This window comes from Iningainema tapete BLCC-T55 (assembly GCF_014698965.1).
In the GTDB taxonomy this organism is placed as follows: Bacteria; Cyanobacteriota; Cyanobacteriia; order Cyanobacteriales; family Nostocaceae; genus Iningainema; species Iningainema tapete.
In genome coordinates, this window is record NZ_JACXAE010000086.1 from 190,437 (window position 1) to 214,793 (window position 24,357).

Below are 24,357 nucleotides of genomic sequence, written 5' to 3' on the forward strand. Positions count from 1 at the left end.
GCAGAGGCGATATGGAGAGCAAAACATCAAAGGTTGGTGTAATTGGTGCGGGTAATGTAGGTGCAGCAGTGGCGAATGATTTAGTGCTACTGGGTACTTGTGTGACAGTTGTGCTTTACGATCGCACTTTAGCAAAAGCGGAGGGAGAAGCGTGGGATATTGAAGATGCCATACCCCTACTTGAGGAAATGGATGTAATTCCCACAGATAAGTATGAAGATTTAGCTGATTGTGATGTGATTGTCATAACTGTGGGAGTACAGCCAAAACAAGGGCAATCTCGATTAGATGTTTTGGATCAAAATGCCGAAATCATCACTGACTTGATTAAAGACTTAGATCGAGTAGCACCCAATGCCATTTTAATCCTGATCAGCAATCCCGTCGATGTACTCACAAGGATTGCGATCGCCACTTCTACCAGAAGCGAAAACCTCATCTTCGGCTCAGGAACAGTACTTGATACTGCTAGACTAAGATATCAATTAGGTAAGCTACTTAATGTCAGCAAACAAAATGTTCATGTTTATGTTCTTGGTGAACATGGTAATAGTGAGTTTATACTTTGGTCAAGTGCTTATATAAGCGGTATTTTACTCACTGAATTTCCCTTACCACCTGGTACATCTCTTGAAATAATTAAACAAAATTATTCCGAAATTACACGTAAAAGAGGTTCAGAAATCTCTCAACGCAAAGGAAATACTGACTTTGGTGTAGCCACAGTTGCTACTCAACTAATAGATACCATCCTGCGAGACGAAAAAAGGGTATTTACAGTTTCAGTGAAAGCAGATTCCAGCTATGGTATTGGTGATGTTGTACTTGGGCTGCCTTGTATAATTGGTAAGCAGGGTATTGAGCGTAAACTAGTGATACCTAGAAATCCTCAAGAACAACATCAACTTGAAGAGTCAGCCGCTAAGTTAGAAGAAGCGTATAATTATTTACCTAAGTAGAATGATCAGCATCATTTTCTCACGGCGCGTTAAGTGTTCCCAACGCACCCTAGCGAACTTTGAAAAGGCTTGGGTACACCAGCTGTGAGAATTACTTCCCCTTGAGAATTTACCACCCAGCCCGTAGCTTCTAGAATAGGTTTTGGGGCAGTGGGTATTTTACTGGAAGTGACAGCATTAGTTGTGGGAAGAATTATCCAATCGGCAATCACTGCTTCACTACTAAGAGGTTCTAAAGGACTCATTGGCAATCCACCACGTCCTGCGATCACAAAGCTGCTACGATCTTGATGATCACCTACTTGACAGCTTTGATTTAGTTTTGGCTCAACTATTTCTACTGGCAAGTTAATCAATCCCTGATTGGGATCGATTTCAGGAGTGTTGATTTCAATGGTTCCATCTATGCCAAAATCTGAACTAGCGTTAATCTCGCTAATTTTTGGAGCTAAACTTAGCTGGGTACGATTCTCTAATCCATAAATACCAGCACTATTAATTTTCATCTCACCTCCGTTACCTTCTACAGCATTGGCAATGATGTCACTATTTTCACTCTTGACGGCAATGATGAAGCCTTGAGGAGAATTGATGGTAATATTACCACCATTGGCATTGTTACTAGCTTGAGCAGAAATTGAACTATTGCGGCGTAACAAGATTAAATCTCGCACTTGTAAATTGATATTGCCACCTTCTTGGGCTGTAGTAGATGCTTGTAGTTTTCCTTGATTATCCAGTTTAATCGAGTTAGCTGTAACTCTTAATGAACCTGCTTTACCTTTCCCTGCACTACTTACAGTTACTTGTGCCTCATCTTGAACAACTAATTGCCCAGTGGTAATTTCTACACTACCTCCTGAACCTATAGAATTATTATACGTATTGGCCCCCCAGCACCCTTGGCATTTTCCTCACTGTTCGTCCTGACAGAACTATAAGTCACATCGCCTTGACAATAACCACCAGGAAGAGGAAACGGGGTTGTACCTGCAATTTCTACCAATTCTTGAGCATCAATCTGAATATCGCCAGCTTTTCCACTAGTCACCGTACTAGCTGTGACTAAAGCACCATCGGCGATCGCCACTGACTTGCTGCTAATTTTAATATTACCAGCATCACCTTGAGCCGGCAAGAAATTTAAGTCTGTACTGCCAATATTCGTGGAAACCGTGCTAGTCTGTAACAACACACTTCCAGTTGATTGGATTGTGATATTTCCCGAATTTCCACTACTAAAGCTGATTGCATTAATCGCGCTGTTATTTGCTATAGATACAGATTCTTTCCCATTAATAAATATTGAACCCGCTCCTCTTTCTTGACTAAAGCTGCTACTGACAAGATAAGCATTATCTAGAAAGATAGCTCCATTAGCCAAGAGTGTTATATCTCCACCGCCTTTCGCATCACAGCAGTTGTAGGTAGATATGATCTTATTCTCTCGCTCATTCTCCACTTCTCTATCTTGCCTAATTAAAGATAAATATATCGAACCATCGGCAAATAGTGATATATTTCCACTACGTCCTGAACCGTAATTTTCATTACTACCAGAGTTACTAGCATCAAGTGCAGGTTGATCATCTACTTGACTATTAACAGGAAAATCATAAACCGGATGAGCTATAGAAATTTCACCTGCTTTTATATTAATGTTACCTGCATCGCCCTTACCCAAAGTACGAGTGCGCAGTCTGCCACCACCACTTAACTCTACTCTATTACCACTGACGTGAATATTACCTGCATTACCAGTTGCCTGAATATTAACCACATTCCTCAGCTCACTGGATTGTACTTTCACAGTTCCAGTTGCATCTATTGTAATGTCTCCTGGTGCTATGTTATCTACCGTCAATCCTGGTGCTATGCCAGCAGAAATGCTACTTCCTTCTGTAATATCTAAATTACGAGCGCTAATTCCTACTTTACCAGCACCTTTGTTTGTCACATCAACTTTTGCAGAATTGGTGAGAGAGACATCGGCTCTTTGTGTCTGTGGTAATACTAATAAATTATTAACTTCCAGCTCTATCCTTCCTGTCGCCACTCCTGCTAAATCAATTTGCCCATTCGCTGCTTGTAATTTTCCCCCATCCAAGTTGACATTACCACCCAATAGTGACAAACTTCTACCATCGTTAACAGATAGAGTTGCTTGATTGACTTGAATCGGATTGGCAATTTGATTGAATAGCAGTGCAGAAGGGTTCACCGTGAGTAGTGGTGAAGGAGCATTTGGCACTGTAGCGCTAAAAAATCCTTGTTCACCAAAAGCGATGTCTGACGACAAGCCGCAAGCGTCTACGCACTTGCTGTAGTTCCTAAAAATGAACCACCGATGTTTAACGCAGCGCCTTGACTAAAAATAATACCATGAGGATTGATTAAAAAAACGTTTGCTTTACCATTAGCTTGAATTAACCCGTCAATGATTGAAGCTGATAAACCCGTAACACGGCTAATGATATTGACAACATCTGTATTATTGTTAAAGTAAGCTCTGCCATTGGTAGGGATTGAGAATTGTTCAAAGCTGTGAAAAAGATTCTTGCCTACTTGAGTTCCACCTTCAATAGTGCAGTTTTGACATCCTGGGGTGGAGATGGAGTTTACTGGTAGGGTTTTGTCTGGTATAATCTGCGCTTTTGCACCGTTTTGATTAGCGATCGCTCCTACTACTAAACACACCCAAGCAAACTTCAAACAACTGATGGGCTGATTATAACTAACTTTTAGCATTCTACCTGTTTTTCTATATATATGTAAACGTGCATGATTCAAAATCCGTAGAGACGTTTCGCCGGAACGTCTCTACATTATTTTTCTGGTGGTAGCTGCTAACTTACTGATAAAATCCGAAATTTATTATACGTTCGTCAACTCCCTTGGTAGAGAAGCGATTAATTGCGCTCTGTGGGAGACGCAATTATAACATGGGTACTGGGTGGTGAAAATTCTTGTCATACCCAATCCCCTAGATAAATTGAAATAGTATAATTACTGAAATCACAAGTAATTTGATGTCGATTGCACTCTCTTAACTTAATAGATGTAAATTACACTGAGTTTAGTAAATATTCTGAGCCTACTGTCATCCTTCTCATCACAGATGACGCTTACTGTATAACAGATTAAACTGTGGATGGGTAATGTTAAGCCTTTGTTATTAGTAACAATGCTTACATTACATATTGAGTAACATTTTTAATAATTTCTAAATCTCATTGAGAGCAAAAGTTAGTTATTATGTCAGTGCATCAAAGTAGTTGTGGTGACGCCGATTTGATTATTGGTGTTGGTAATCCAATCAATGGCAAATTGCAGTATAATTCAACCCCAGTGGGTGTTCTTGCCAGAAGACAAGGAACTATTTCTAGCTTTCTTGCCCCCTTAACGAAAGATACTTTTAAACAAGTTGTTGCCGATGTTGAACAAAAATTAAAAATTGTTAATCAAACCCTGTCGATGTTGGATTCTCATGGGTTTGAAACAATCCTGCAAGAAATGCTCCATTCCATTACCATCAAAACAGGGGAATTACTGGGAGCAGACCGGACTACAATATTCTTACTAGATGAAGAGAAACAAGAACTATGGTCTATTGTCGCAGAAGGTGAAGGCGATCGCTCGCTTGAAATTCGCATTCCCGCCTATAAAGGGATTGCTGGCGAAGTCGCATCAAACAAGAAAGTCGTCAATATTCCCTTTGATTTCTACGATGATCCTCGTTCTTATTTTGCTCAAGAACAAGAAAAAAGAACAGGTTACCGTACCTACACAATGCTAGCTTTGCCACTGTTAAATGAAGAAGGACGATTAGTCGCAGTGGTACAATTGCTCAATAAACTCAATAGTGACGAAAATCAGGATGCTCCTTTGTCAGAGCGGATTGATATCAACGGCTTCACCAGTACTGACGAACAATTATTTCAGGAATTTGCACCTTCGATTAAACTAATTTTAGAGTCATCACGCTCCTTTTACATCGCCACTCAAAAACAAAGAGCAGCAGCGGCTTTGATGAAGGCAGTGAAATCTCTGTCGCAAAGCAGCCTTGATTTAGAAGAAACCCTTAAACGGGTAATGGATGAAGCAAAGGAGTTAATGAATGCCGATCGCAGTACGCTATGGTTATTAAATCGAGAAGCAAATGTACTTTGGACAAAAATTACCCTTGATGACGGTTCTACCAAAGAGTTACGAGTACCAGTAGGTAAAGGCTTTGCGGGAATGGTAGCAGTATCTTGCGAAAGACTCAATATTCCCTTTGACTTATACGAGCATCCAGATTCTGATACTGCAAAACAAATGGATCAACAAAATGGTTATCGTACTTGTAGCTTACTTTGTATGCCAGTCTTTAATGCCGATCAACAATTAATTGGCGTCACTCAGTTAGTGAATAAAAAGAAACCTGGAGATTTTCCTCATTATAACCCGGCATCTTGGCCTAAAGCACCTGAATGCTTCCAAGCTAGTTTTGATCGCAATGACGAACAGTTCATGGAAGCTTTTAATATTCAAGCCGGAGTGGCGTTGCACAATGCACAATTATTTGCTACTGTCAAGCAACAAGAACAAATGCAACGTGATATTTTACGCAGTCTTTCCAATGGTGTGATTTCTACCGATAAATCTGGGTTAATCATTGCCGCCAATGAAAGTGCTAAACGTTTACTAGGTTTAGAACCAGAAGATCGTTTAGAAGGTAAATTAATTAATGACATTATCCGCATCAAAGAAGGCAACTTTAGCAAGTGGTGCAAAGCTGCTTTAAATGCAGCCGACGCAAAATATCACGAACAATACTACCCTGATCGCACACTCGTGTCAAATGGTGAAGAGCAGCATAGTGTAAATCTATCAATTAATACGATCGCCGACGCCAGTGACAATCAACAGGTGCGCGGGGCGCTAGTCGTCATGGATGATATTAGTGATGAGAAGCGCCTCAAGAGTACGATGTACCGTTACATGACTCAAGAATTAGCCGAAGAATTGCTGAAGTTGGATGATGCGAAGTTGGGTGGCGATCGCAAGGACGTTTCCATTTTATTCTCTGATATTCGAGGTTATACCACATTAACCGAAAATTTGCAAGCCGAAGAAGTGGTATCAATGCTGAACGAATACTTTGAATCGATGGTAGAAGCTGTCTTTAAATATAAAGGAACCCTCGACAAATACATTGGTGATGCGATTATGGCTGTGTATGGTTCCCCCTTACCTTTACACGAACATGCCTGGATGGCAGTACAAACATCATTGGAAATGCGTGATCGCTTGCAAGAATTTAACGCACGTCGTCACGTTGATCAAAAACCCATCATCAACATAGGTATTGGTATTAATTCTGACACCGTTATTAGTGGTAACATTGGCTCTAGTAAGCGGATGGAATTCACTGCTATTGGCGATGGCGTCAACCTTGGCTCTCGCTTAGAAAGTGTCAGCAAGCAATACGGTTGCGATATTATTCTCAGTGATAACACTTATAAACCTTGTCAAGATAGTATTTGGGCAAGAGAACTAGATTACATCCGCGTCAAAGGTAGAAATGAGCCAGTAGCCATTTATGAACTAGTAGGCTTGCGCTCCGACTCCATTGAGAGCAAAAAACTGCAAATAATTGAGCATTACCAAAAAGGACGCCAGTATTATCTCAACCGTCAATTTACCTCTGCCCAATCAGAGTTTGCCAAAGTCTTAGAAATAGACAAAAATGATTTAGCCGCAAAGTTACATCTAAACCGTTGTCACCACTGGCTGCAAAAACCCCCAACTGATAACGATTGGGATGCTGGAGTGTGGACTTTTAAAGAAAAATAGGCAATTTTAGATTTTGGATTGGAAATAAGGGATTGGGAATTAGGGAAATTTCCCAGTCACTAATTTCCAATTAAATCTACCCAAAATCAATCAAGCTAAGAGATATATTTAAGAAATCCACAAATCCAGACGCAATCACTCTTGCGAGTTACGATAAATTTGACGCAACTCCTCCATTGTCTGAACCGTTTTTAACCCAACTCTTATCGCTCTTAATTGTTCAATTTCTTCGAATTGAGAAATTTCTGGCATTAGGCTTAATCCTTCGCTGCCAAACTTAAGTTCTAAACCGAGTTCAATTCCTTCCAACAGTTCTTCCCTTCGGGCATTTCTCTCAAAAGAAGTAATGTACCGCATACGCTGCTCCGCCTCCAATTGTTCTACTTCCTGCCGAAACACTCGCTCTAAATCTTGAGGGAGTGTCAATAACCAGTCTACAAAAGCCAACAAATTGATGACATCCTCACGCTCAAACCCGAGTAAATACAACCTTCTTACTAAATCTAGCTTTAATTGTTTTCTTTGTAACCGATCATTGCTAGTTTGTATTGCTGCCAAATGTGCCATCACCACTACAGCAAACGGGTTACGGCTGGCTTCAAGTTCAGACAGCCTTTGACTGTAATCTAATAATTTTACAATCGGAAACTGAAAATCTAGCCTACAGCCAAACAGTTCATAGCCAAATTGTGATGGTCGCCAAGTGCTACGATCATCACCCAAAACCGCTAAAGATACAACTGATCGCTTGTACCTGTCATAAATGCGGTAGTGGTACGTAAACATTCTTTGAGAGAAGTCGCTTTCTTCTTGAGCCTGAACTTCCACATGGATAAGAACCCAAGCTTCTTCTCCACCAGTGCGATAAATCTTAACAAGCTTATCTACCAGCCGCCGCCCCAGTTCTGCATCCCGGACTACTTGTTGCAATTCTTTATCCAAGAACTCAGGAGTGCGTGTCCAATCAATTTGCCCGTGTACTTGGGGGAAAAAGAAGAGGATAAAGTCTTCAAAATTACGCTGTAGGATATCTTTCCAAGGTGTGTCAAATTCAGTTTGGGGATTGCTCATGTAGGTAACAATTAAACTAGGTAATCATAATTCTAAACCATCTCAATCAACAGCTAATGTTAGTCAGCTAATCGCGCTCGCTCCGCCCGAAGCTGCTAAACAACGTTTAAGATTCGTCAAGAGAATCCTTTGTCGTTTTGTCAAACCTGTCATTAGCATCCCTAGCCAGTTGAAGACATCGTACTATGACAATGTTGGAAGCGATCGCCAATTTCATAGCGCTGATCCTATTTGTACCTCCTGTCAAAAGGAATGCAACGCTTACAAGACTAATGAAAACACTTGTTGCTATAGCTGCAAGTGTGAAGTTGAAGCTAAGACGAGCTTGACGAAGACGTTCTTGATAAGCAACTTCGTTCCGAGAAGAATCATTTTTTGATAACATATTAATAGTTCCTAAGAAGAGAATTCCGAACTTTACCAGTACCGACCGCGAATCAGAACTGGTAAAAACTAACAAGAGACATGCCCAATGCTGATTTGCAGTCAGCACTGGGTTGTTTTATTGATGCGTCTTATTACTTATGACATACATCCCGTGTAAATAAATTTCGGTAACAATCGGTAAAAAACGGTAGATGCTTGAATAATTTCAGTATATGAATCTTCTTGACTGCCGTCCTATACCAAACAGCATATTTTCAGAAATAAGCGGTAATTAGCAGAAATAAAAGGTAAAAATCTGGATAAGTCTCAGTATATAAGCCTTCTTAACTGACATCTCTATACCTGATAGCAGATTTGTTCTATGTGTACACTATCTTTAGGAGTATCAGTATAAAAACTTTAATGATTCTTGTAAAACGAAGAGAAGAGTATCATAAAATACAAAATTATGTCGGGAAGAAAAAGTGTTAAGCACAGCTTAAAATTTTCAACATGAACAAATTTGTGAATACTTAAGTATACTTTTCTCTTAAAAGCTTGCATTCCTCAAACTGAAGCTTTAAACTGAAATCTTTAGAATGTTAATTACTAGCACTAAGCCTAGTTAACCACTGCTCAAATCTATAGCGCTCAAATATTTAAAGTAAGTAGAGAGGGTAGAAATGGCAGCAATTACAGTCGAACAAAAAGTATTTGAAAGATTAAAACAAGCTTATACAGAAAAGTTTGGTGGATCGCCAAAGCTTTTAATTAATGAGCTTAATCGTATTTATCAGGAAAAAACAGACAATACAAAAGATGTAATTTCAGATAAAACTATCCGTAACTTCTTCAAGGATACTGAACCCATGAAGATGCTGGAAAAGAATCTTAACTTTTTATGCAGAGTTTTACTGGGATACGAAAGTTATCAAGAAGTCTTAAGACAACAAGTAATTTTAGAAAAAGTAGAGCAGATAAATCCTGAAGTAAATGAATGGCTTGACCGCTACCGGGAATATATTAGCACAAAGTGTGGCACAATGAAGGTCCTGACTATGACTCGACCTGTAGAGTTAGATAGTATTTATGCCAAAGTAAATGTTTTAGAAATTATTAAAGGAAGGAAGCAAAAAACAATTGAAGAATTGTTGGCTAATATAACTAGCGACAATATCAGCTTTAGTCGCCTTAACTATAAGGTGAGTGACAGAAATGTTGGAGCTTTAGATGTAGTAAAGCGTTACCAAAAGCTGATAATTTGGGGCAAACCAGGAGCAGGTAAAACTACATTTCTTAAGCATCTATCTATACATTCTGCTCAAGAATTAGGAAAGCAAGTTGTGCCAATTTTTATTTCATTAAAGGCATTTGCAGACGAAGAAAATAAACCAAATCTTATTGATGTAATCATACGAGAATTCATGACATGCACTCCTGAACCAGAGCAACTCGTTCAGGAGTTACTGGAGCAAGGAAGTTGCTTGATTTTGTTAGATGGATTAGATGAGGTTGTAAACGCAGAAAGCGACCGAATCTATCGAAATATTAATACTTTTTTAGAACAATATGCAAAAAATCGCTTTGTAATGACTTGCCGTTCTGGAGCTTCAGATTATACATTTGATTACTTTACAGAAGTGGAGATGGCAGATTTCGATGAAAACCAAGTTTTGATGTTTGTGAAAAAATGGTTTGCATCCAGTGAAGAACAAAACTTAGGAGACAGATTTATAGAAGAACTAGAAAGAAACAAGTCTATAAAAGAGTTAACAACTAGTCCGTTACTACTGACTATGTTGTGTTTAGTGTTTGAGGATAATTATGAATTTCCGAAAAATCAGTACTCCCTGACAGAGGATGCTGTAAATATACTTCTACGCAAATGGGATGCCAGTAGACGAATAGACCGTAATTCTGTTAATAAATTTAACTTACCCTATCAACGAAAAGTTAACATGCTTAGCCAGATAGCTTATGAGGCTTTTAACCAAGAACCACAAAAGTATTTTTGGCAGCCTAGAGAACTAGAAGAATTAATTCATAACTATATTGAAAACATTCCTGAAATTGCTCCTGAAACTCTCACTTTTGCAAGCATAGTAGTATTGGAAACAATTGAAGCAAATCATGGATTACTTGTTAAGCAAGCTAAAGATTTATATTCATTCTCACACCTAACTTTTCAGGAATATTTCGTTGCTAATTATATAGTTGAGAGCCGAAATCATGAAACTTTAAACGTAGTTATCAAGCAACATTTGACAAATCGTCAGTGGCGAGAAGTATTTCTAATGATTGCCGTGCGACTTGCAAACGCTGATGAATTTCTAAAACTTATGTTTCATCAAATCAATATTCTAGTAGAAAGTGATGCTCTGCAAAAGATGTTGACTTGGTTGGATGATGTTACTACCTTATATGCAGTTAAATCTAGTTCATGGAGAGCGTACTATCTATGGGTTGACCAGCAGTTTGAACTTTATACTAATCTGCTAACAAAAAGTGATTCTACTTTAGCAGAAAGGCTTGCAGTTATGTTAAAAGAGTTTAATAAAGAACAAGGAAAAATAATCAAACGTTCACAATTATCTGATTTTGCCCTACTTTTAGTTGACGTTTATACTAAAGTTTCTGATAAGGCTTATGACAATAAATTTGATACGAGTAAAGTTAGTCCGTTACTAAGAAAAGAACTTCCTGTAAGCGATGATTCGGTAATTATTCCTCAACTACTAAGTGGAGTAACTATTGATAAGGAGAAGGGTGTAATTACTATTAATAAGCAAAAAGGTCAAATGATAGATAAAGAGCGTTTCCCTATTCAAGCAAGTTATATGAGTGATTCTATTGAAGATCAAGCTGATATTGGCGAAGAAGATATCATCGCACGCGCTCGGCAACTTAAATACGACGATTTAGCAGATGAACTCATATACGTGCAAGATTGCTTTCCTGCTGATGAGGCCCCTAAATGGGAGTGGCAGGAATGGGCAAATAAATTGCGAGGATTGATGATGTTGTATTTAAATATTGGCTACAATGATGTGAAATTTTCACATCAGCAAATCAAGACTTTAGAAGATTATTTTTATGCCAACATTCTGCTGCTCGAATGTATTAGAGCAGGTAGTTACTCTTCTAAAGAGTTACGCAACCAAATTATTGACCATCTGTTATTACCATATAATCGTATTCCACCTGAACTCTTACCTTGATTTTTTCCACTTCTTACCGCTTGTTACCGATGATTACCAACGAATGCTATGATTCATAGGTAACTACAGCATTAAGAAGGAATGGCTACTTACTATGGGCAAGCAGATGCAAAAAATATGTCAGCACAAACCAGGCGAAAAGTGGACAGACGGCTGTTGTAGCCCGAATCCATCAGTTGATTCTAGTTCTAGAAGTTCTAATGAACCAGAGATAGAATTTGCTTTCGAGCAGTCTTTAACAGCACAAACAGAGGTACAAAAGCACTCAGCAGATGCTGAGCTAGCTTTGGATAGGAAACCTGCGCTCGCTTAATAAACCTGAAACAGACTGCATCCCACTGGTGAAATTTGCGGCATTCGCACGCATCCAACAGCGCCTCGCCCAAATCTTCTAGTTGTGCGAGGCTTTAAATCCCATCAATCCCGAAACCGTAAAATTGTAACCTTCCATAGCCGAGAAATTGACCGTAAGCTTTCTCTCCTGGTGGAAAAGCTGTGACTCCAAATAAATAAACACCTTGAATCGTCGGATTCTGTACCGGCTTTAGAGCAATTGTAATAGTTTTACCAGGAGACACTGGCGGATCAAATGTTAACGATACAGTTCGCGTTTTGCGATCGCTTGTTGCTTCTTTGATGGCTAACTTCTCTCCTCTACTCGAACGTTCACCAACAAAAGCATAACTATCTTTAACATCAAACCGGATACGATCTACTCCCTCATGCTGGTTAAACGTTACCTTTTGTAATGGTTCTCCTGCATTTTCTGGCAGATCCATTGTAAAGTAATAAGTCGCCCCCCACACATAAATTTCTTTATAAGTAGTTACTGCCTCCACCAAACGCGGTGGTTGGACAAAATATACTCTCCCATCTCGTAACTGTACCGCTTGGCTCAAGTTCGCAGTATAGCCACCAACTGCTGCAAGGCAAGTAATTGCTGTACCAAATAAAAATGCAATCCGCATAATATTTACTTAGTATATAAACAACTCAGAACTCAAAATCCTGAATTTTACGTTCTATCTTTAATATAGGCAAAAATAACTATACTTGCGCTCTCGATTACCACACATTTGTAAAGGTTAATTGAAATTTGTTGTCAAAGCAACTGGTGAAGTTAGAAACTAAGAATAGAACACACGCAATTATTCCTACACATGAATTCTATTTCTTCCAGCGTTGAATTAAAGCGCCCAATCTGGCAAACAGTTGCCATGTTAACTCTAGGATTATGGCTAGGTGCTAGTCTTGTATTAGACTTAGTAATTATGCCTAGTCTTTTCGTTTCTGGCATGATGACTCAAGCCGAATTCGCCACTGCAGGTTACGTAATTTTCTGGAACTTTAATCGACTCGAACTACTTTCCGCTGCCACATTATTAACATCTGTATTAGCTTGGAGCAACGGACAATCTCAATGGCATAATCGTGCTATTTTTCTATCAGTAGTGCTACTAGCTGTATCTTTGTTAGAAACTTATTTCTTAACCCCAAATATGTGTGCTACAGGAATTCAGTTGAACTTGTTTGCACAATCAACTGAAGTTCCGGCAACAATGAATCTACTACACGGTAGTTACTGGCTATTAGAAGCAGTCAAACTAATTGCCGGCGGCACAGTTTTGAATTGGTGCTGGCGTCAGGGTTGAATATTTAGCTAAGACGCTGTAGAGACTTCGTCCGAACGCGTCTCTACATTTTTGCGTGAGACATTATTCAACTTGGGATTCACGATTAACCCAAAGTAAGCGTATACCTAAAATAGCAAATCCGACAGCGGCGATCGCTTTTAACAACGAAGTTGGTAACAACTCGGCTACAGCACCACCAAAAACTGCACCCAAAAGGCTCGTAAGTAAAAGTGCGCAAGCCGTTCCCAGGAATACAGCACGAGTTGATTGCCCACGACTAGAAAGTGCGATCGCTGCTAACTGACTTTTATCTCCCAATTCTGACAGAAAAACTGTAATAAAGCTCAATCCTAAAAGATGCCAGTCCATAATTCTACTATTTATTAAATAATTTTACAGACGCCCCAGCGGGACGTCTCTACCTCTTCACCAAATCCCAAAACAGCATCAGTGAAACTAGCAGCAGCATTACTCCTGCTGCTTTTTCCACATTTTTAGGAGACAGTCGCGTGGTTATCCAACTACCTAACACTACACCTATCAGGCTAGTTGTTACCAATGCCACTGCTGAACCTAGAAATACCACCCAAGGAGAATGGGATTCGGCACTCATGAAAAGAGTTGATAACTGTGTCTTATCCCCAATTTCCGCAAGAAAGATGGTTAAGAAGGTAGTGCCGAAAGTTACTAAGGGCGAGGGCTTTTGTGGGCGAGTGCTAATTTGTGTAGTAGAAGCGTGATGAATCACGTCTGTAGAGAGGTGAAATTGCTCGTCTCTATCTAAAGGTGGTGTGTCTAGTTTCACTGGCTGTTGTTTTATTTCTCTGTTGTTTTCATATTTTTCTCATTTTCTCAGTATTTTTTACAAATTGCAACCCTCACATGCACTTTTAAAGATTAATAAAATGTTCAAAACGCACCATTTCCAAGCTACTGACGCCATAAACTCCTTCAATTTGTTGGCGACAGCACTCAATAGCAAAATCGTTGACATCTTCAGGTGCAACGCCGTACATATCTCCAAATATCTCTGTTTCTACACGACAAAAACGCGGACGATTAGGGTAGATACGACATTCTCGTGTTTCTTTGTCGTAATTTACACACCATCCTCCCTCACCTACCATGCTCAGATACAGAAGAAGTTCTTGTGGTGATAAGTACTTATCTAAGTCTGGACGCTCTGCTGGATCGAGATTACAGCAAGCTCCACATTGCTTCACACATTGCCAGGTAGCCATTGTTTCAACCTTTTTTACACTGATATTTTACATTTTTAGATGTTTCCTTATACTTTTGTTAAGGAAATTAAATTTACTCGGCGCTGTCCGGATATGATAAGTTTTGAGTTTTACATTGATCTATTTATTTTTAATGACAACAGGGAGGATAAGAATAATGGAAGCTTTAGCAAACATCAACTGGGAAGTAATTTTTCAGCTCACCTCTGTTGCGCTCATCATGCTGGCTGGACCTGCAGTGATTTTTGTACTAGCATTCCGTAATGGTGATCTATAAAATTTGTAGAGACGTTCCGTCGGAACGTCTCTACTGATCATGTGATTGTAACGATTGAAGAGCAGCTTGAATAATACTATGATATTGGGGTTGGGAAATATCAATTTCTTGCGCTTCTTGACGATTGTTTCCCAGTAAACCGATAGTTTTTCCAGGTTGAATGACTAAGAATACCCCGTCAGAATTTTTAATTCTCAATTCGTGAAGAGAGCCATTTTGATAGAAGCCACAAGTGTAGTGGTGCTGGTTGTAATCAAAGGTGCTTCGCAAAGAAGTGGGTAGTGAGGGATAAAACAGGTGTGACTGAGTTGGTGGTAAGAAGCCCAGTAACTCTAACTCAATGGTAGTGTTGCCATTAAATTGATTTTCTCGTAGTTTGTAAGCAACATCTACTTGCGACGGTAGAGGAAAGTAGTCGCGCCAACGCCAAGCAATTGCTTTGATTTTATACTGTTGATCGCCTATAGTTTGTGCTAACGTCATTTTGATGTGACCCTTGCCAACAATTTGCTGTTCAAGTATTTTAAGATTAGGTGTCCAAAAGATGGGATCGGGGTTATCGATACCGCAGGGTTCTAAAATGTTAAGCTGTTGATAAAGCTGGTGATTGACTTGATTGAGATGGATTTGCGTATCTATTTTGACCAACGGTTTGAGGTGTTGCACTTCCAGACACTGGTTAGCAAACTCACTGAGGCGCATTCGCACAGCCTCTAAATTTTCTGCTGGTAGTGAAAATCCCCCAGCAGCTTTATGCCCACCAAATTTTCCCAGTAAGTCTTGACAATATTCTAACGCAGCAAATACATCAAACTCTGGGATTCCTCGTGCTGAACCGCGAATTAAAGTATCCGATTCATTAGTACCAATGAATACAGGTACACCGTAACGTTCAACCAAACGAGAGGCGACGATCCCAATTACACCATGATGCCAGTTTGGTTGCACAACAACTAACATCCGATCCTCGTGTAGAGACGTTGCATGTAACGTCTCTACAATTGTAATCGCCTCCTGTTCAATTTGTTCGCACATTTCTTGGCGCTGTCTGTTAATTTCTTCACACTGCATTGCCCGCTCCAGTGCTATGCCCATATCATCTGTAGTTAGCAATTCAATGACAATTTGTGGATCGCCTATTCTACCTATAGCATTAATACGGGGACCAAGGCGAAATCCAATATCTTCTGGCTTTAAGGATGTTGATTGCCCCTGTACGCCAGACATCTGAATTAATGCTTGTACACCTGGTAACTTAGATTTAGGTAACAGATTTAAACCGCGTTTCACCCAGCTACGGTTGACACCAGTTAAGGGTGCTAAATCTGCGATAGTTCCTAGTGTAAAAAGTTCTAACAACGAAGTAGATATGCCTTGATGTCCCATTTGTTCGGCAAGACATACTGCTAAAATATAGGCAACACCAACACCAGCAATACCTCGATAAGGAGAAGATTCGCTAATTAATTTGGGGTTGAGGATAGCATTAGCGGGTGGTAATTGTTGAGGGATATCATGGTGATCGGTGACAATCACTTTTAAACCAAGTTCTCTTGCTCTGGCAATTGGTTCAAATGCTGAGATCCCATTATCTACAGTGAGAATTAGTCCTATCCCTTCACGATGGAATTCTTCGACAATACGTTTATTAATACCGTAGCCATCGTGCATCCGGCTGGGAATAGCGTAATTTACATCACCACCCAACCAACGCAAACTACGCAAGAGTAAAGCAGTGCTTGTCATCCCATCAGCATCGTAGTCACCGCAAATGGCAATTTTTTCCTCTCGTACGATCGCTGATTGCAATAATTCTAAACTCATTACCAAATCAGGAAATTCTTCTAAAGCAGAAGGTAAGACAAGAGACTCTGGATGGAGAAATATTGTTGCTGCTTCTAGAGTTTCAATTCCACGATTAATCAACAATTGGCTAACTATCGGCGACAAATTCAGAGCTTGGGCGAAAGATAGCGCTAATTCTGTTTTAGCACGAGAAATTTGCCATCGCTGATTGGGCGATCTTTTAGTGCGACGAGGTAATTCAGATATTGGTTGCTTTAACACTGTTGAATCAATAGGAACTAGCAAATAATTCTATAGCAAACAAGACGTGTAGCGATTCTTCAGCAGATGCCATTATTGTTTAAATCATAGTGGCTAACGCATTCTCTAGGCAAATACGTACCAAAAAAATTGTAAACTTACTTTAAGTTATGTATTTTGGTTTGTCAAATGATTAAGCGTCGCACTTTTTTGAGTATACTGTTTGCCAGTTTCTTTGCTCTGGTAGGTTGGTTGAGTTTTGTTCCCAGTTCTATGGCGTTGGGAGGTAAACTTCCCACAATTAATCAAGTTGCACCAGACTTTAGTTTGCCAACCAACACTGGCGATGGCAAAGTTTCATTGTCTAATTATCGTGGTAAGTGGGTAGTTCTCTACTTTTACCCCAAAGACTTTACTGCTGGTTGCACTATAGAAGCCCGTCGCTTCCAGCAAGATTTGTCCAAATACCACGAAAAAAACGCTGAGATTATTGGAGTCAGTGCAGATGATATTAACTCTCATGCCGAATTTTGTGATTCGGAAGGGCTAAAATTTCCGCTGTTAGCTGATACCACTGGCGCTGTCAGCAAAGCTTACGGTTCTTGGATGGGTTTTATATCTATGCGCCATACTTTTATCATTGACCCAGAAGGTAGATTACGCGAGACTTTTGTTAAAGTCAATCCAGTCATCCACAGTACAGAAGTGATGGCGCGACTTGACGAATTGCAGCAAGCATCTTAGTCAGATACCCGACTTCTGACAGAAGTCGGGTATCTGGTTGTAGGCGCGATCGCTAAAATAGAGTCAGGCAAAAATTGTTCACAGTTACTGAGAAGGCGCATGTTATGGATGTTGAACCTCAAGTCACTGCTCAAACTACTTCACAGAAGATAAGATTGACTGAACCTCCTACTTTGGTAAAGCCTTTGGAATTGCTGCGAGATACAGAAGAGTTGCTTCGCCGCCCAACCGTAGCAATGCTAGTACCAATTTTGCCACCAAAGTTAAGTTCTGTCTTGCAAGCAACCTCGTCTGTAGCAGAAGATTTTTTAAAGGAGTTAGCATCGGTTGACATAGAAAAGATTAGCGACTTTGAACTGCGACCTGCAAGAATTAGAATTGGTTTAAGCTTTGTTGGTTTTGCTGCGCTAATGATAGTTGTCTTGCTACTGTACTTGAACACGCTACATCCAGAACTTAGTGCACAACAGATACACAAATATTGGTATCAATATATCTGGTTTGTGAGCTTGGGTGTAGCGGGTATGTTTATATTGGGACGGGAAGCAATGCGTCCTCATTAATATGCATCTGTTTTTTGGCTTATATCATTTGTGGCAATTGTGCCTCAATCCATTCAGATATAGCTTCTCGTTTATTCATGCCAACAGTAGCAAGATCTTGTTTTGGATTGTGAAGTGTTTTAGTAAAATGATTCCAAGTTAATACTGGCATCTCCTGCCAACAGTTGCGGCAAAACCAGTAAACTTCATGCCCTCTGATGTGGCGTAGAAGTGTATGAGAACAGCAAGGACAGTAATTCATAATTTTTTGGAAATTTTATAACAAATTTGTGTTTTTAATTAGAAAAGTTAGTTAACAATTGGACTACCAAGGGAAAACAAACTCTTCATGCTTTCAGCATATTGAGCAATTGTGAGGAAGTTGTGAGTAAAAAATAAAATATTCTAACTATTGTAACTAAATTTACACTTTTATTAATTTTTTTAAGTTAATTGATATCATCTGATGTTTCCTCACAAATTCCTCAAAAAGTTTTTCTATAAATAGAAATATAGGTGTAGTTACGATGCTTTCCTTTTGAGCAACTGAGCGATCGCGAATAGGGCAGCGCTAGTCATACACCAACCACTGATAACAAAGGACGCTCTCAGTATGTTTCAACAAATTCTCGTTGGGATAGACAACTCTGACATTGGTCAGTACGTTTTTGAGTCTGCTGTGTCTTTAGCAAAAGTTAACAATGCTAGCTTGTTAATATTGCATGTTATTTCGCCTTTAGATGAGCAATATATACATCCCATGTTTTTACAACCAGAGGGTGTGTACCCATCTTTTAACACTGAAGCTATCAATTATCATATAAATCAATGGGAAGAACTTAAGCAAGAAAGATTAAATTGGTTAGCATCACTGACAAACAAGGCAATTTCTGCTGGTGTCATAACTGAATTTACGGAAAGTATTGGCGACCCAGGGCGTCTGATTTGTGATTTAGCTCGTACTTGGGAAGCTGACTTAATTGTAGTAGGTCGTAGGGGTCGGAGTGGACTAAGTGAACTTCTCCTTGGTAGCGTTAGTAATTATGTGTTACATCATGCTCCTTGCTCAGTTTTGACAGTACAAGGTCAATTAAGTCATGCTCCTACGAATACCGCCTGTGAAGTAGAGCAAATAGCGAAAACCTAATTTTCTCCCAAATCCTATTTTTACAAACTTTTTTAACAATGTAGAGACGCTCTGTGGCGCGTCTCTACATTTAAAAATAATTTTTTAGTTATCAGTTTTACATTTTTCTCGACAATACATGTTAAACTAATATCAATTATCATCATAAATCAAGATATTATTTAATCAGTATTTACCTAAAGATTGACAAATTGATTAAGTTATGAGATAAATATTTATATCACTAAATTACTTGCATAAATTAGAGATAGCATTTGTAAAACCAACAAAAAATTGAATCTGCTCAAACTGAAAAGAATCTCTTCACAAGGGCTAATCGGCGATCGCAAGCCACAAGTACCCAAAGTAATGCAACAGACGCAAAGCAGTGAAGCAGCACTGTAAACGGGTTAGCCATGATGAACTTAAGCAACGTTTATGCTGCAAGACTCAATCGCTGCCCTCAGTCTTTTCGGCCTAAATGCCTCTTGGACAGTGGTGCAATGAAAATCTCTGTTCTCTACAGCTTCAAGTAACGCACAAAAATTTCAGTGGAACTACGTGTAAAAATTTGAGTTATATTGCCAATAAATGTATGATGTAGAACTGTATGCTAACAAAACCTGTTGCCAACACAGCAGTGTAGTGTTTGCATCTAAAGATTTGATTAAATGTCAACGGGCGATATTCCCAAGCAAGATCAGAGAAATATGGCGATTAGAGAATGCTTAGTTACAATAAATTTATATTTTGCTAAGCTCAAAACAGCACAAAGTGGAAAGCCGCTTTCATCTAAAGTGGCTTGGTGTTCATCAAAAAAGGGTTGGTCATCAACAGTAGCAAGCCTTTGAGGTTGTACCTTATTTTAACTTATGCTCAGATAAAAATCAGGACAATTTAATTATAAAAGCACGAATTTACCAAAAATACTCCGCTCATTACAAACTAAGAGGTATCAATGTCTAATTTTACTAAACAAATAGATCACCATTATAGATTAATAAGAGAGCAACCGCATTGGCCAGGAGAACGCCTTTTAGAATCAGGCGTAGCAGGTGAAGACAAGCACAGAGACTTGTCAGCTGACAAATATCATGACCATGAAACGAATCGGGGCCGAGTTGCTATTTTTATTGATGGAGCGAACCTATTTCACGCGGCTTTGCAACTAGGCATCGAAATTGACTACGCTAAACTGCTATGCCACTTAACCAATGGTTCAAGGCTATTACGTGCTTTCTTCTACACAGGAGTTGATCGCACTAACGAAAAACAACAAGGTTTTCTGCTGTGGATGCGTCGAAATGGCTATCGTGTAGTCACCAAAGATTTAGTCCAACTACCAGATGGTTCCAAAAAAGCTAATTTAGACGTAGAAATTGCTGTAGACATGATGAATCTAGCTCCTTACTATGATACAGGGGTCCTAGTTAGTGGTGATGGAGATCTGGCTTATGCCGTTAATGCTGTCACCTACAAAGGAGTTCGGGTGGAAGTAGTCAGCGTGCGCTCAATGACTAGTGATAGTTTAATTGATGTAGCAGACTGCTTTATTGAGATCGACACCATTAAACAACACATTCAAAAGGATTCTCACTCAAGCTACAAAGGAGCGATCGCCGTACAATACTAGTACATTGCGGCAGAAATAAAGTTACCATTCAAAATGGCGCAAAAGGTGAAAATATAAGTCTTTTAGCTTTTGAATGCGTGACTTTCTCTCCGAGATGCTTGCCCCAAATCAGAATGAATATTTTAATTATTGAGGATGAAGCTGAAATTGCTCAATTAATCCAACACTCATGAGTTGCGAACACCATTGACAGTTGTGCGTGGATACTTAGAGGAACTAGCAGACGGCTCAATAGAACCCAATATTTTCTACCTTTGGCTTGACAATACGACCAATTGACATTAAGCAGTCATAACTACAAAGTTTCACAGCACAAGCGTAATCAAAACTGCTGTTTTTTATTGCATCATCAAATACAATATTTTTTTTTTAAAATAAATTTGTTCTTAACATTTTTTGTATTACTCAATCTACGAAAATTATACTACGCTCAACTTAAGTATAAAAGTGAGCGTATTCATTCCTATGAATATATCTATATTTACAATATACAAATGTAATCGTGTCAAGACCCTTTTATTTAGTACTATGACTCTTGATATATGTGAAGATGGAGTACAAGTTGAACAAAATTAAACTTTTAATAGAGGAACTTTTTTTAAAAAAGATTTAAACTTTAAAGGGTTTTCCAGGAGGAATAGTAGTAATTTATCCGGATGAGTCATTATTTAATCGGTAAAATTTAAAATTAAGTGTAAGTACTGATTCAATAAATTTCGGAAATAGATTAATATTTAGCTCATTATGAACTAAATATTTTATATCTAATTCAAGCTTTGCACAGTAGCATTTCAAACTTATCAGTAAAAATTGATGACAACCTGCAATAACCGAACTATAGTTTTGTATTTGGTAAATTTCAAGTAGCAATTAAGGAGTACCAGGGCGTGAACAACTTTATCTTGCCATTGACTTTGAGTTACCTAGCCATCACTTGCTATTTTTTCAGCAACTGGTTAAGATTTTGCCTTAGTCATCCTAGTTCTTCTCCAGAAGATAAATTTTTATCTTTTGTTATGTTCATCATTACAACTATCCTATGGCCTGTGCTTGTCCCGATTTCTTGTGTAGCAATCTTTAGGACAAGGAAACTGGAGTTTAGTACGGCACTTCCTGTTCTTGTCGCCGTTTGTGCTTTGAGTCTAGCACTGTACATGAGTTAGAGGGCAGAAGGCGGCGCAATTCAACGCGCAATGAAGCGCCGACTTGACTATTTTCTACAGCATTTTGGATAGAATTTACTTCGCCACGAGCGTTAAGCAAGGGAACTCCAGAGTTACCAGGATTAATGGCGGCGTCTGTTTGAATAAATGCTACTCGTTTATCAATACCGCCGCCAATATCTTTACTACTGCCTCTAGTACCCCTGACGATGCCAGTTGTCACAGTGTTGTCTAAACCCAAGGGGTTACTGATCGCGATCGCCCATTGTCCTGGTTGAAGTTGTTCTAAGTTATCCAAGGAGACAACTGGTAAATTATCTGCTTGAATCTTCACAACCGTATCCGCACCATCAACGACGTGGGCGTTGGGCGGCGGAAAAAAGGGTTGACAAGTTTAAAGACTGAAGTCAACCACCTTAGTTAGAGAATTATCACTATAAGCATATATACCAATAGGTGAATAAGATGTACCAATCAAGTCAGGCATAGAGACATACCCGACAAACGCTAAATTCTTACCATCTAGTGTAATGTGATTGAACTTAGCGAACTTTATTGTCTCACCAGGAACAGTTGTATTAGTATCGACTACCTTTTGTAAAGAATTATCTGTGCTAATGTATATACCCTGCTGCTGATTTAAACCATTGCCAATAAATACTACGCGACCATTTTTCACCCCAGGATCGCTAAATGACGTGAAATTGCCTGTACCACTAGGAATAGGTGTATTGCTATCCGCAACCATTTGTAATTCCCCCTCACAACTCAAGTAAATTCCTTCTTCTTGGGTTGAAAAGGCAAAAAACGCTACATTGTTAGAGTCAAGCCCAAGATCACTCAAACTGAACCCAATAAAGTTTCCCCTCCCATTCGGAACATTTGTACTACAGTCAGCTATCACCTGCAATTCCCCATCACAACTAATGTAAATGCCTTGCTGATCTAAGGAAGAACCAAATCCTTTAAATGCTACATTACGATCTTGTACAGAAAAAGAGTCGAAAAAAACAAAGTTTCCTTTACCACAGGGAATAGGTGTGTTATCGTCTGCTACCAGTTGCAACATATTATCAATACTTATATAAATACCCTCTTGATTGATATCGAATCCTTGAAGGGAGAAGTTTGCTCCTGCTACCTGATTTTTCTGTGGTATGTTCAGCTTAGCTTTAAGTGCCGATTCTCCTTTTACCTGACTAACTTGTATTTGTAATTTTTGTATTAATGAAGAATTTTTATTCAAGATTGGCGCTGTCGTCTCAGTAATTACCCTGTCTACACTGATTTTGTTAGTAGATGTGTTCATTTACTTTCTTTATTTGTAAATAAAAACCCCAAGCATAATCTATCTTGATTGTTAAGAAAATTTTAGTATTTGTTTATACACAAACAAAATCTTTAAAAAAAAGAGGCAAAATATCACTAAAATTTATCCTAACTTTAAAATATCTTTTGCCAGAGAGTACCATTTAGGTAATAATATTGACCAATAGGTTCATCGGCTGTATCCTCTGCGGAAATGCATACATACCCAACAAACGTCAGATAATTGTCATCTAAGACAATATTGCTGAATCTACTGAACTTTCTTGGCTCTCCAGGAATGGTTGTATTAGTATCTAACAGTACTTGTAGTGAATTATCTCTACTGATATAAATACCTTGCTGTCTATTGTCGCCAGTGCCAATAAAAACTACATTACCACCTGCAATTACAGGATCGCACAAGGAAGAGAAGTTCCCTGTACCACCGGGAATTGGTGTACTTTTGTCAGCTACTACTTGCAATTTTCCGTCACAATACAGATAAATTCCCTCACTATCACTACCGAAGGCAAAGAATGCTAGGCGATTACCATCTAGCCCAAGATGACTCAAGCTAAAACCAATGAAGTTTCCTGTACCATTAGGAACAGCTGTGTTGCGATCGGCAACCACATGCAATTTACCATTAGAGCTAATGTAGATACCTTGTTGATCTAAGGAAGAACCAAATCCTTCAAAAGCTACATTATCGTTGGATACAGAAAAAGAGTCAAAAAAAACAAAGTTTCCTTTACCGCCAGGGATCGGTGTATTATTGTCCGCCACTACCTGTAAAGTGTTGTTACAGCTAACGTAAATACCCTCTTGATTGGTATCAGATCCTCTCCAAGAAAACCTAACTGTCTCTGTTTGATTTTTTTCTATAGATAAGTTCTTATCGTAATCAGTAAGTACTAAGTCCCTACTCACCTGACATGTATATGGTTGTAAATTTTTAATCATTGATAAAGTATCCTTTTTTAATGTGAGTGTTCTTGCATCAGTGATAACACTATCAATGCTTGTTGTATTGGTAAATATATTCATGGAATAGCTATAGCAAGAGGGCTGCAATTTATTTATTCAAAATATTGCATAAAAATTAAGTAGTTTTTTATACACAAATATAATCTTTAAAAAAAAGACGGAAAATGAGGTGAAAATTTATCTCAACTTTAAATATTGGGCGGA

The 24,357-nt window shown here is 38.9% G+C and carries 24 protein-coding genes and 1 pseudogene; 11 read left to right on the forward strand and 14 right to left on the reverse strand.

Annotation, left to right across the window (positions count from 1 at the left end; genetic code table 11):
• Window positions 1-11 precede the first annotated feature (11 nt).
• Window positions 12-959, forward strand: a complete 948-nt coding sequence (locus tag ICL16_RS28840; RefSeq protein ID WP_190835017.1) for a malate dehydrogenase — start codon at window positions 12-14, stop codon at window positions 957-959.
• Window positions 960-988: 29 nt separating this feature from the next.
• On the opposite strand, the gene ICL16_RS28845 is transcribed toward ICL16_RS28840, so the two are convergent.
• The 3 genes from ICL16_RS28845 to ICL16_RS28855 all read right to left on the reverse strand — a co-directional run bounded on the left by ICL16_RS28845 (window position 989) and on the right by ICL16_RS28855 (window position 3,707).
• Window positions 989-1,633 carry an S-layer family protein gene (locus ICL16_RS28845; protein WP_190835018.1) on the reverse strand — a complete coding sequence of 215 codons (645 nt, stop codon included), beginning with the start codon at window positions 1,631-1,633 and terminating at the stop codon, window positions 989-991.
• Between the two features lie 191 nt (window positions 1,634-1,824).
• The gene (locus ICL16_RS28850) at window positions 1,825-3,258 is read right to left on the reverse strand and encodes a hypothetical protein (protein WP_190835019.1); all 1,434 of its coding nucleotides are present in this window, start codon (window positions 3,256-3,258) and stop codon (window positions 1,825-1,827) included.
• Window positions 3,259-3,269: 11 nt separating this feature from the next.
• Window positions 3,270-3,707 carry a filamentous hemagglutinin N-terminal domain-containing protein gene (locus tag ICL16_RS28855; RefSeq protein ID WP_190835020.1) on the reverse strand — a complete coding sequence of 146 codons (438 nt, stop codon included), beginning with the start codon at window positions 3,705-3,707 and terminating at the stop codon, window positions 3,270-3,272.
• A gap of 507 nt (window positions 3,708-4,214) precedes the next feature.
• On the opposite strand from ICL16_RS28855, the gene ICL16_RS28860 reads away from it, so the two are divergent.
• A complete protein-coding gene (locus tag ICL16_RS28860) occupies window positions 4,215-6,797 on the forward strand; it encodes a GAF domain-containing protein (protein WP_190835021.1) in 2,583 nt (860 codons plus the stop codon).
• Between the two features lie 135 nt (window positions 6,798-6,932).
• Here the strand turns inward: ICL16_RS28860 and ICL16_RS28865 are convergent, their stop codons facing one another.
• Entirely contained in the window at window positions 6,933-7,868 is a 936-nt protein-coding gene (locus tag ICL16_RS28865; RefSeq protein ID WP_190835022.1) for an RpnC/YadD family protein, read from the reverse strand.
• Between the two features lie 106 nt (window positions 7,869-7,974).
• The gene (locus ICL16_RS28870; protein ID WP_190835023.1) at window positions 7,975-8,253 is read right to left on the reverse strand and encodes a TRADD-N-associated membrane domain-containing protein; all 279 of its coding nucleotides are present in this window, start codon (window positions 8,251-8,253) and stop codon (window positions 7,975-7,977) included.
• A 664-nt stretch (window positions 8,254-8,917) separates the two neighbouring features.
• Between ICL16_RS28870 and ICL16_RS28875 the strand changes: the two genes are divergently transcribed.
• Both ICL16_RS28875 and ICL16_RS28880 read left to right on the forward strand, forming a co-directional pair.
• A complete protein-coding gene (locus ICL16_RS28875) occupies window positions 8,918-11,452 on the forward strand; it encodes an NACHT domain-containing protein (RefSeq protein WP_190835024.1) in 2,535 nt (844 codons plus the stop codon).
• 106 nt (window positions 11,453-11,558) lie between these two features.
• Window positions 11,559-11,765 (forward strand): hypothetical protein, encoded by a 207-nt coding sequence (locus ICL16_RS28880; RefSeq protein WP_238361000.1) that lies wholly within the window; start codon window positions 11,559-11,561, stop codon window positions 11,763-11,765.
• Window positions 11,766-11,859: 94 nt separating this feature from the next.
• On the opposite strand, the gene ICL16_RS28885 is transcribed toward ICL16_RS28880, so the two are convergent.
• Window positions 11,860-12,420 carry a DUF2808 domain-containing protein gene (locus tag ICL16_RS28885; RefSeq protein WP_190835026.1) on the reverse strand — a complete coding sequence of 187 codons (561 nt, stop codon included), beginning with the start codon at window positions 12,418-12,420 and terminating at the stop codon, window positions 11,860-11,862.
• Window positions 12,421-12,612: 192 nt separating this feature from the next.
• On the opposite strand from ICL16_RS28885, the gene ICL16_RS28890 reads away from it, so the two are divergent.
• A complete protein-coding gene (locus ICL16_RS28890; RefSeq protein WP_190835027.1) occupies window positions 12,613-13,104 on the forward strand; it encodes a DUF4149 domain-containing protein in 492 nt (163 codons plus the stop codon).
• Between the two features lie 63 nt (window positions 13,105-13,167).
• Here ICL16_RS28890 and ICL16_RS28895 read toward each other — a convergent pair whose 3' ends face one another.
• The 3 genes from ICL16_RS28895 to ICL16_RS28905 all read right to left on the reverse strand — a co-directional run bounded on the left by ICL16_RS28895 (window position 13,168) and on the right by ICL16_RS28905 (window position 14,327).
• Window positions 13,168-13,455 carry a TMEM165/GDT1 family protein gene (locus tag ICL16_RS28895; protein WP_190835028.1) on the reverse strand — a complete coding sequence of 96 codons (288 nt, stop codon included), beginning with the start codon at window positions 13,453-13,455 and terminating at the stop codon, window positions 13,168-13,170.
• Between the two features lie 49 nt (window positions 13,456-13,504).
• Window positions 13,505-13,831 carry a TMEM165/GDT1 family protein gene (locus tag ICL16_RS28900; RefSeq protein ID WP_420485313.1) on the reverse strand — a complete coding sequence of 109 codons (327 nt, stop codon included), beginning with the start codon at window positions 13,829-13,831 and terminating at the stop codon, window positions 13,505-13,507.
• A gap of 145 nt (window positions 13,832-13,976) precedes the next feature.
• Window positions 13,977-14,327 carry a YkgJ family cysteine cluster protein gene (locus ICL16_RS28905; protein WP_190835030.1) on the reverse strand — a complete coding sequence of 117 codons (351 nt, stop codon included), beginning with the start codon at window positions 14,325-14,327 and terminating at the stop codon, window positions 13,977-13,979.
• A gap of 157 nt (window positions 14,328-14,484) precedes the next feature.
• Between ICL16_RS28905 and psb30 the strand changes: the two genes are divergently transcribed.
• Complete coding sequence (gene psb30 / locus ICL16_RS28910; protein WP_190835031.1) at window positions 14,485-14,604, forward strand: photosystem II reaction center protein Ycf12/Psb30; 120 nt, start codon at window positions 14,485-14,487, stop codon at window positions 14,602-14,604.
• Window positions 14,605-14,634: 30 nt separating this feature from the next.
• Here the strand turns inward: psb30 and recJ are convergent, their stop codons facing one another.
• Window positions 14,635-16,671 carry a single-stranded-DNA-specific exonuclease RecJ gene (gene recJ / locus ICL16_RS28915; protein WP_190835032.1) on the reverse strand — a complete coding sequence of 679 codons (2,037 nt, stop codon included), beginning with the start codon at window positions 16,669-16,671 and terminating at the stop codon, window positions 14,635-14,637.
• 168 nt (window positions 16,672-16,839) lie between these two features.
• On the opposite strand from recJ, the gene ICL16_RS28920 reads away from it, so the two are divergent.
• Together ICL16_RS28920 and ICL16_RS28925 are read left to right on the forward strand one after the other, a co-directional pair.
• Window positions 16,840-17,394 carry a peroxiredoxin gene (locus tag ICL16_RS28920; protein ID WP_190835033.1) on the forward strand — a complete coding sequence of 185 codons (555 nt, stop codon included), beginning with the start codon at window positions 16,840-16,842 and terminating at the stop codon, window positions 17,392-17,394.
• A 104-nt stretch (window positions 17,395-17,498) separates the two neighbouring features.
• Window positions 17,499-17,957 (forward strand): hypothetical protein, encoded by a 459-nt coding sequence (locus tag ICL16_RS28925; RefSeq protein ID WP_190835034.1) that lies wholly within the window; start codon window positions 17,499-17,501, stop codon window positions 17,955-17,957.
• A 19-nt stretch (window positions 17,958-17,976) separates the two neighbouring features.
• Here the strand turns inward: ICL16_RS28925 and ICL16_RS28930 are convergent, their stop codons facing one another.
• Window positions 17,977-18,198, reverse strand: a complete 222-nt coding sequence (locus ICL16_RS28930; RefSeq protein WP_190835192.1) for a hypothetical protein — start codon at window positions 18,196-18,198, stop codon at window positions 17,977-17,979.
• Between the two features lie 351 nt (window positions 18,199-18,549).
• Here ICL16_RS28930 and ICL16_RS28935 point away from each other — a divergent pair, with 351 nt between their 5' ends.
• The 3 genes and pseudogenes from ICL16_RS28935 to ICL16_RS28945 form a co-directional block, all read left to right on the forward strand.
• Complete coding sequence (locus ICL16_RS28935; RefSeq protein ID WP_190835035.1) at window positions 18,550-19,083, forward strand: universal stress protein; 534 nt, start codon at window positions 18,550-18,552, stop codon at window positions 19,081-19,083.
• A 937-nt stretch (window positions 19,084-20,020) separates the two neighbouring features.
• On the forward strand, window positions 20,021-20,695 hold the full coding sequence (locus tag ICL16_RS28940) for a LabA-like NYN domain-containing protein (RefSeq protein ID WP_190835036.1): 675 nt from the start codon (window positions 20,021-20,023) through the stop codon (window positions 20,693-20,695).
• Window positions 20,696-20,860: 165 nt separating this feature from the next.
• Window positions 20,861-20,938 (forward strand): annotated as a pseudogene (locus ICL16_RS28945) (histidine kinase dimerization/phospho-acceptor domain-containing protein); the annotation flags it as partial.
• An 855-nt stretch (window positions 20,939-21,793) separates the two neighbouring features.
• Here the strand turns inward: ICL16_RS28945 and ICL16_RS47835 are convergent.
• The 3 genes from ICL16_RS47835 to ICL16_RS28960 form a co-directional block, all read right to left on the reverse strand.
• On the reverse strand, window positions 21,794-22,192 hold the full coding sequence (locus tag ICL16_RS47835; RefSeq protein WP_190835037.1) for a trypsin-like peptidase domain-containing protein: 399 nt from the start codon (window positions 22,190-22,192) through the stop codon (window positions 21,794-21,796).
• Between the two features lie 60 nt (window positions 22,193-22,252).
• Window positions 22,253-23,167 (reverse strand): DUF7453 family protein, encoded by a 915-nt coding sequence (locus ICL16_RS28955; protein ID WP_190835038.1) that lies wholly within the window; start codon window positions 23,165-23,167, stop codon window positions 22,253-22,255.
• Between the two features lie 134 nt (window positions 23,168-23,301).
• Window positions 23,302-24,129: a DUF7453 family protein gene (locus tag ICL16_RS28960; RefSeq protein WP_190835039.1), complete on the reverse strand. Its 828-nt coding sequence runs from the start codon at window positions 24,127-24,129 to the stop codon at window positions 23,302-23,304.
• Window positions 24,130-24,357: the final 228 nt, after the last annotated feature.

Coding starts and splice junctions, on each gene's coding strand:
- ICL16_RS28840 (WP_190835017.1), top strand. CDS start 12: ATGGAGAGCAAAACATCAAAGGTTGGTGTAATTGGTGCGGGTAATGTA.
- ICL16_RS28855 (WP_190835020.1), bottom strand. CDS start 3,707: ATGCTAAAAGTTAGTTATAATCAGCCCATCAGTTGTTTGAAGTTTGCT.
- ICL16_RS28860 (WP_190835021.1), top strand. CDS start 4,215: ATGTCAGTGCATCAAAGTAGTTGTGGTGACGCCGATTTGATTATTGGT.
- ICL16_RS28865 (WP_190835022.1), bottom strand. CDS start 7,868: ATGAGCAATCCCCAAACTGAATTTGACACACCTTGGAAAGATATCCTA.
- ICL16_RS28870 (WP_190835023.1), bottom strand. CDS start 8,253: ATGTTATCAAAAAATGATTCTTCTCGGAACGAAGTTGCTTATCAAGAA.
- ICL16_RS28875 (WP_190835024.1), top strand. CDS start 8,918: ATGGCAGCAATTACAGTCGAACAAAAAGTATTTGAAAGATTAAAACAA.
- ICL16_RS28880 (WP_238361000.1), top strand. CDS start 11,559: ATGCAAAAAATATGTCAGCACAAACCAGGCGAAAAGTGGACAGACGGC.
- ICL16_RS28885 (WP_190835026.1), bottom strand. CDS start 12,420: ATGCGGATTGCATTTTTATTTGGTACAGCAATTACTTGCCTTGCAGCA.
- ICL16_RS28890 (WP_190835027.1), top strand. CDS start 12,613: ATGAATTCTATTTCTTCCAGCGTTGAATTAAAGCGCCCAATCTGGCAA.
- ICL16_RS28895 (WP_190835028.1), bottom strand. CDS start 13,455: ATGGACTGGCATCTTTTAGGATTGAGCTTTATTACAGTTTTTCTGTCA.
- ICL16_RS28905 (WP_190835030.1), bottom strand. CDS start 14,327: ATGGCTACCTGGCAATGTGTGAAGCAATGTGGAGCTTGCTGTAATCTC.
- psb30 (WP_190835031.1), top strand. CDS start 14,485: ATGGAAGCTTTAGCAAACATCAACTGGGAAGTAATTTTTCAGCTCACC.
- ICL16_RS28920 (WP_190835033.1), top strand. CDS start 16,840: ATGATTAAGCGTCGCACTTTTTTGAGTATACTGTTTGCCAGTTTCTTT.
- ICL16_RS28925 (WP_190835034.1), top strand. CDS start 17,499: ATGGATGTTGAACCTCAAGTCACTGCTCAAACTACTTCACAGAAGATA.
- ICL16_RS28930 (WP_190835192.1), bottom strand. CDS start 18,198: ATGAATTACTGTCCTTGCTGTTCTCATACACTTCTACGCCACATCAGA.
- ICL16_RS28935 (WP_190835035.1), top strand. CDS start 18,550: ATGTTTCAACAAATTCTCGTTGGGATAGACAACTCTGACATTGGTCAG.
- ICL16_RS28940 (WP_190835036.1), top strand. CDS start 20,021: ATGTCTAATTTTACTAAACAAATAGATCACCATTATAGATTAATAAGA.
- ICL16_RS28955 (WP_190835038.1), bottom strand. CDS start 23,167: ATGAACACATCTACTAACAAAATCAGTGTAGACAGGGTAATTACTGAG.
- ICL16_RS28960 (WP_190835039.1), bottom strand. CDS start 24,129: ATGATTAAAAATTTACAACCATATACATGTCAGGTGAGTAGGGACTTA.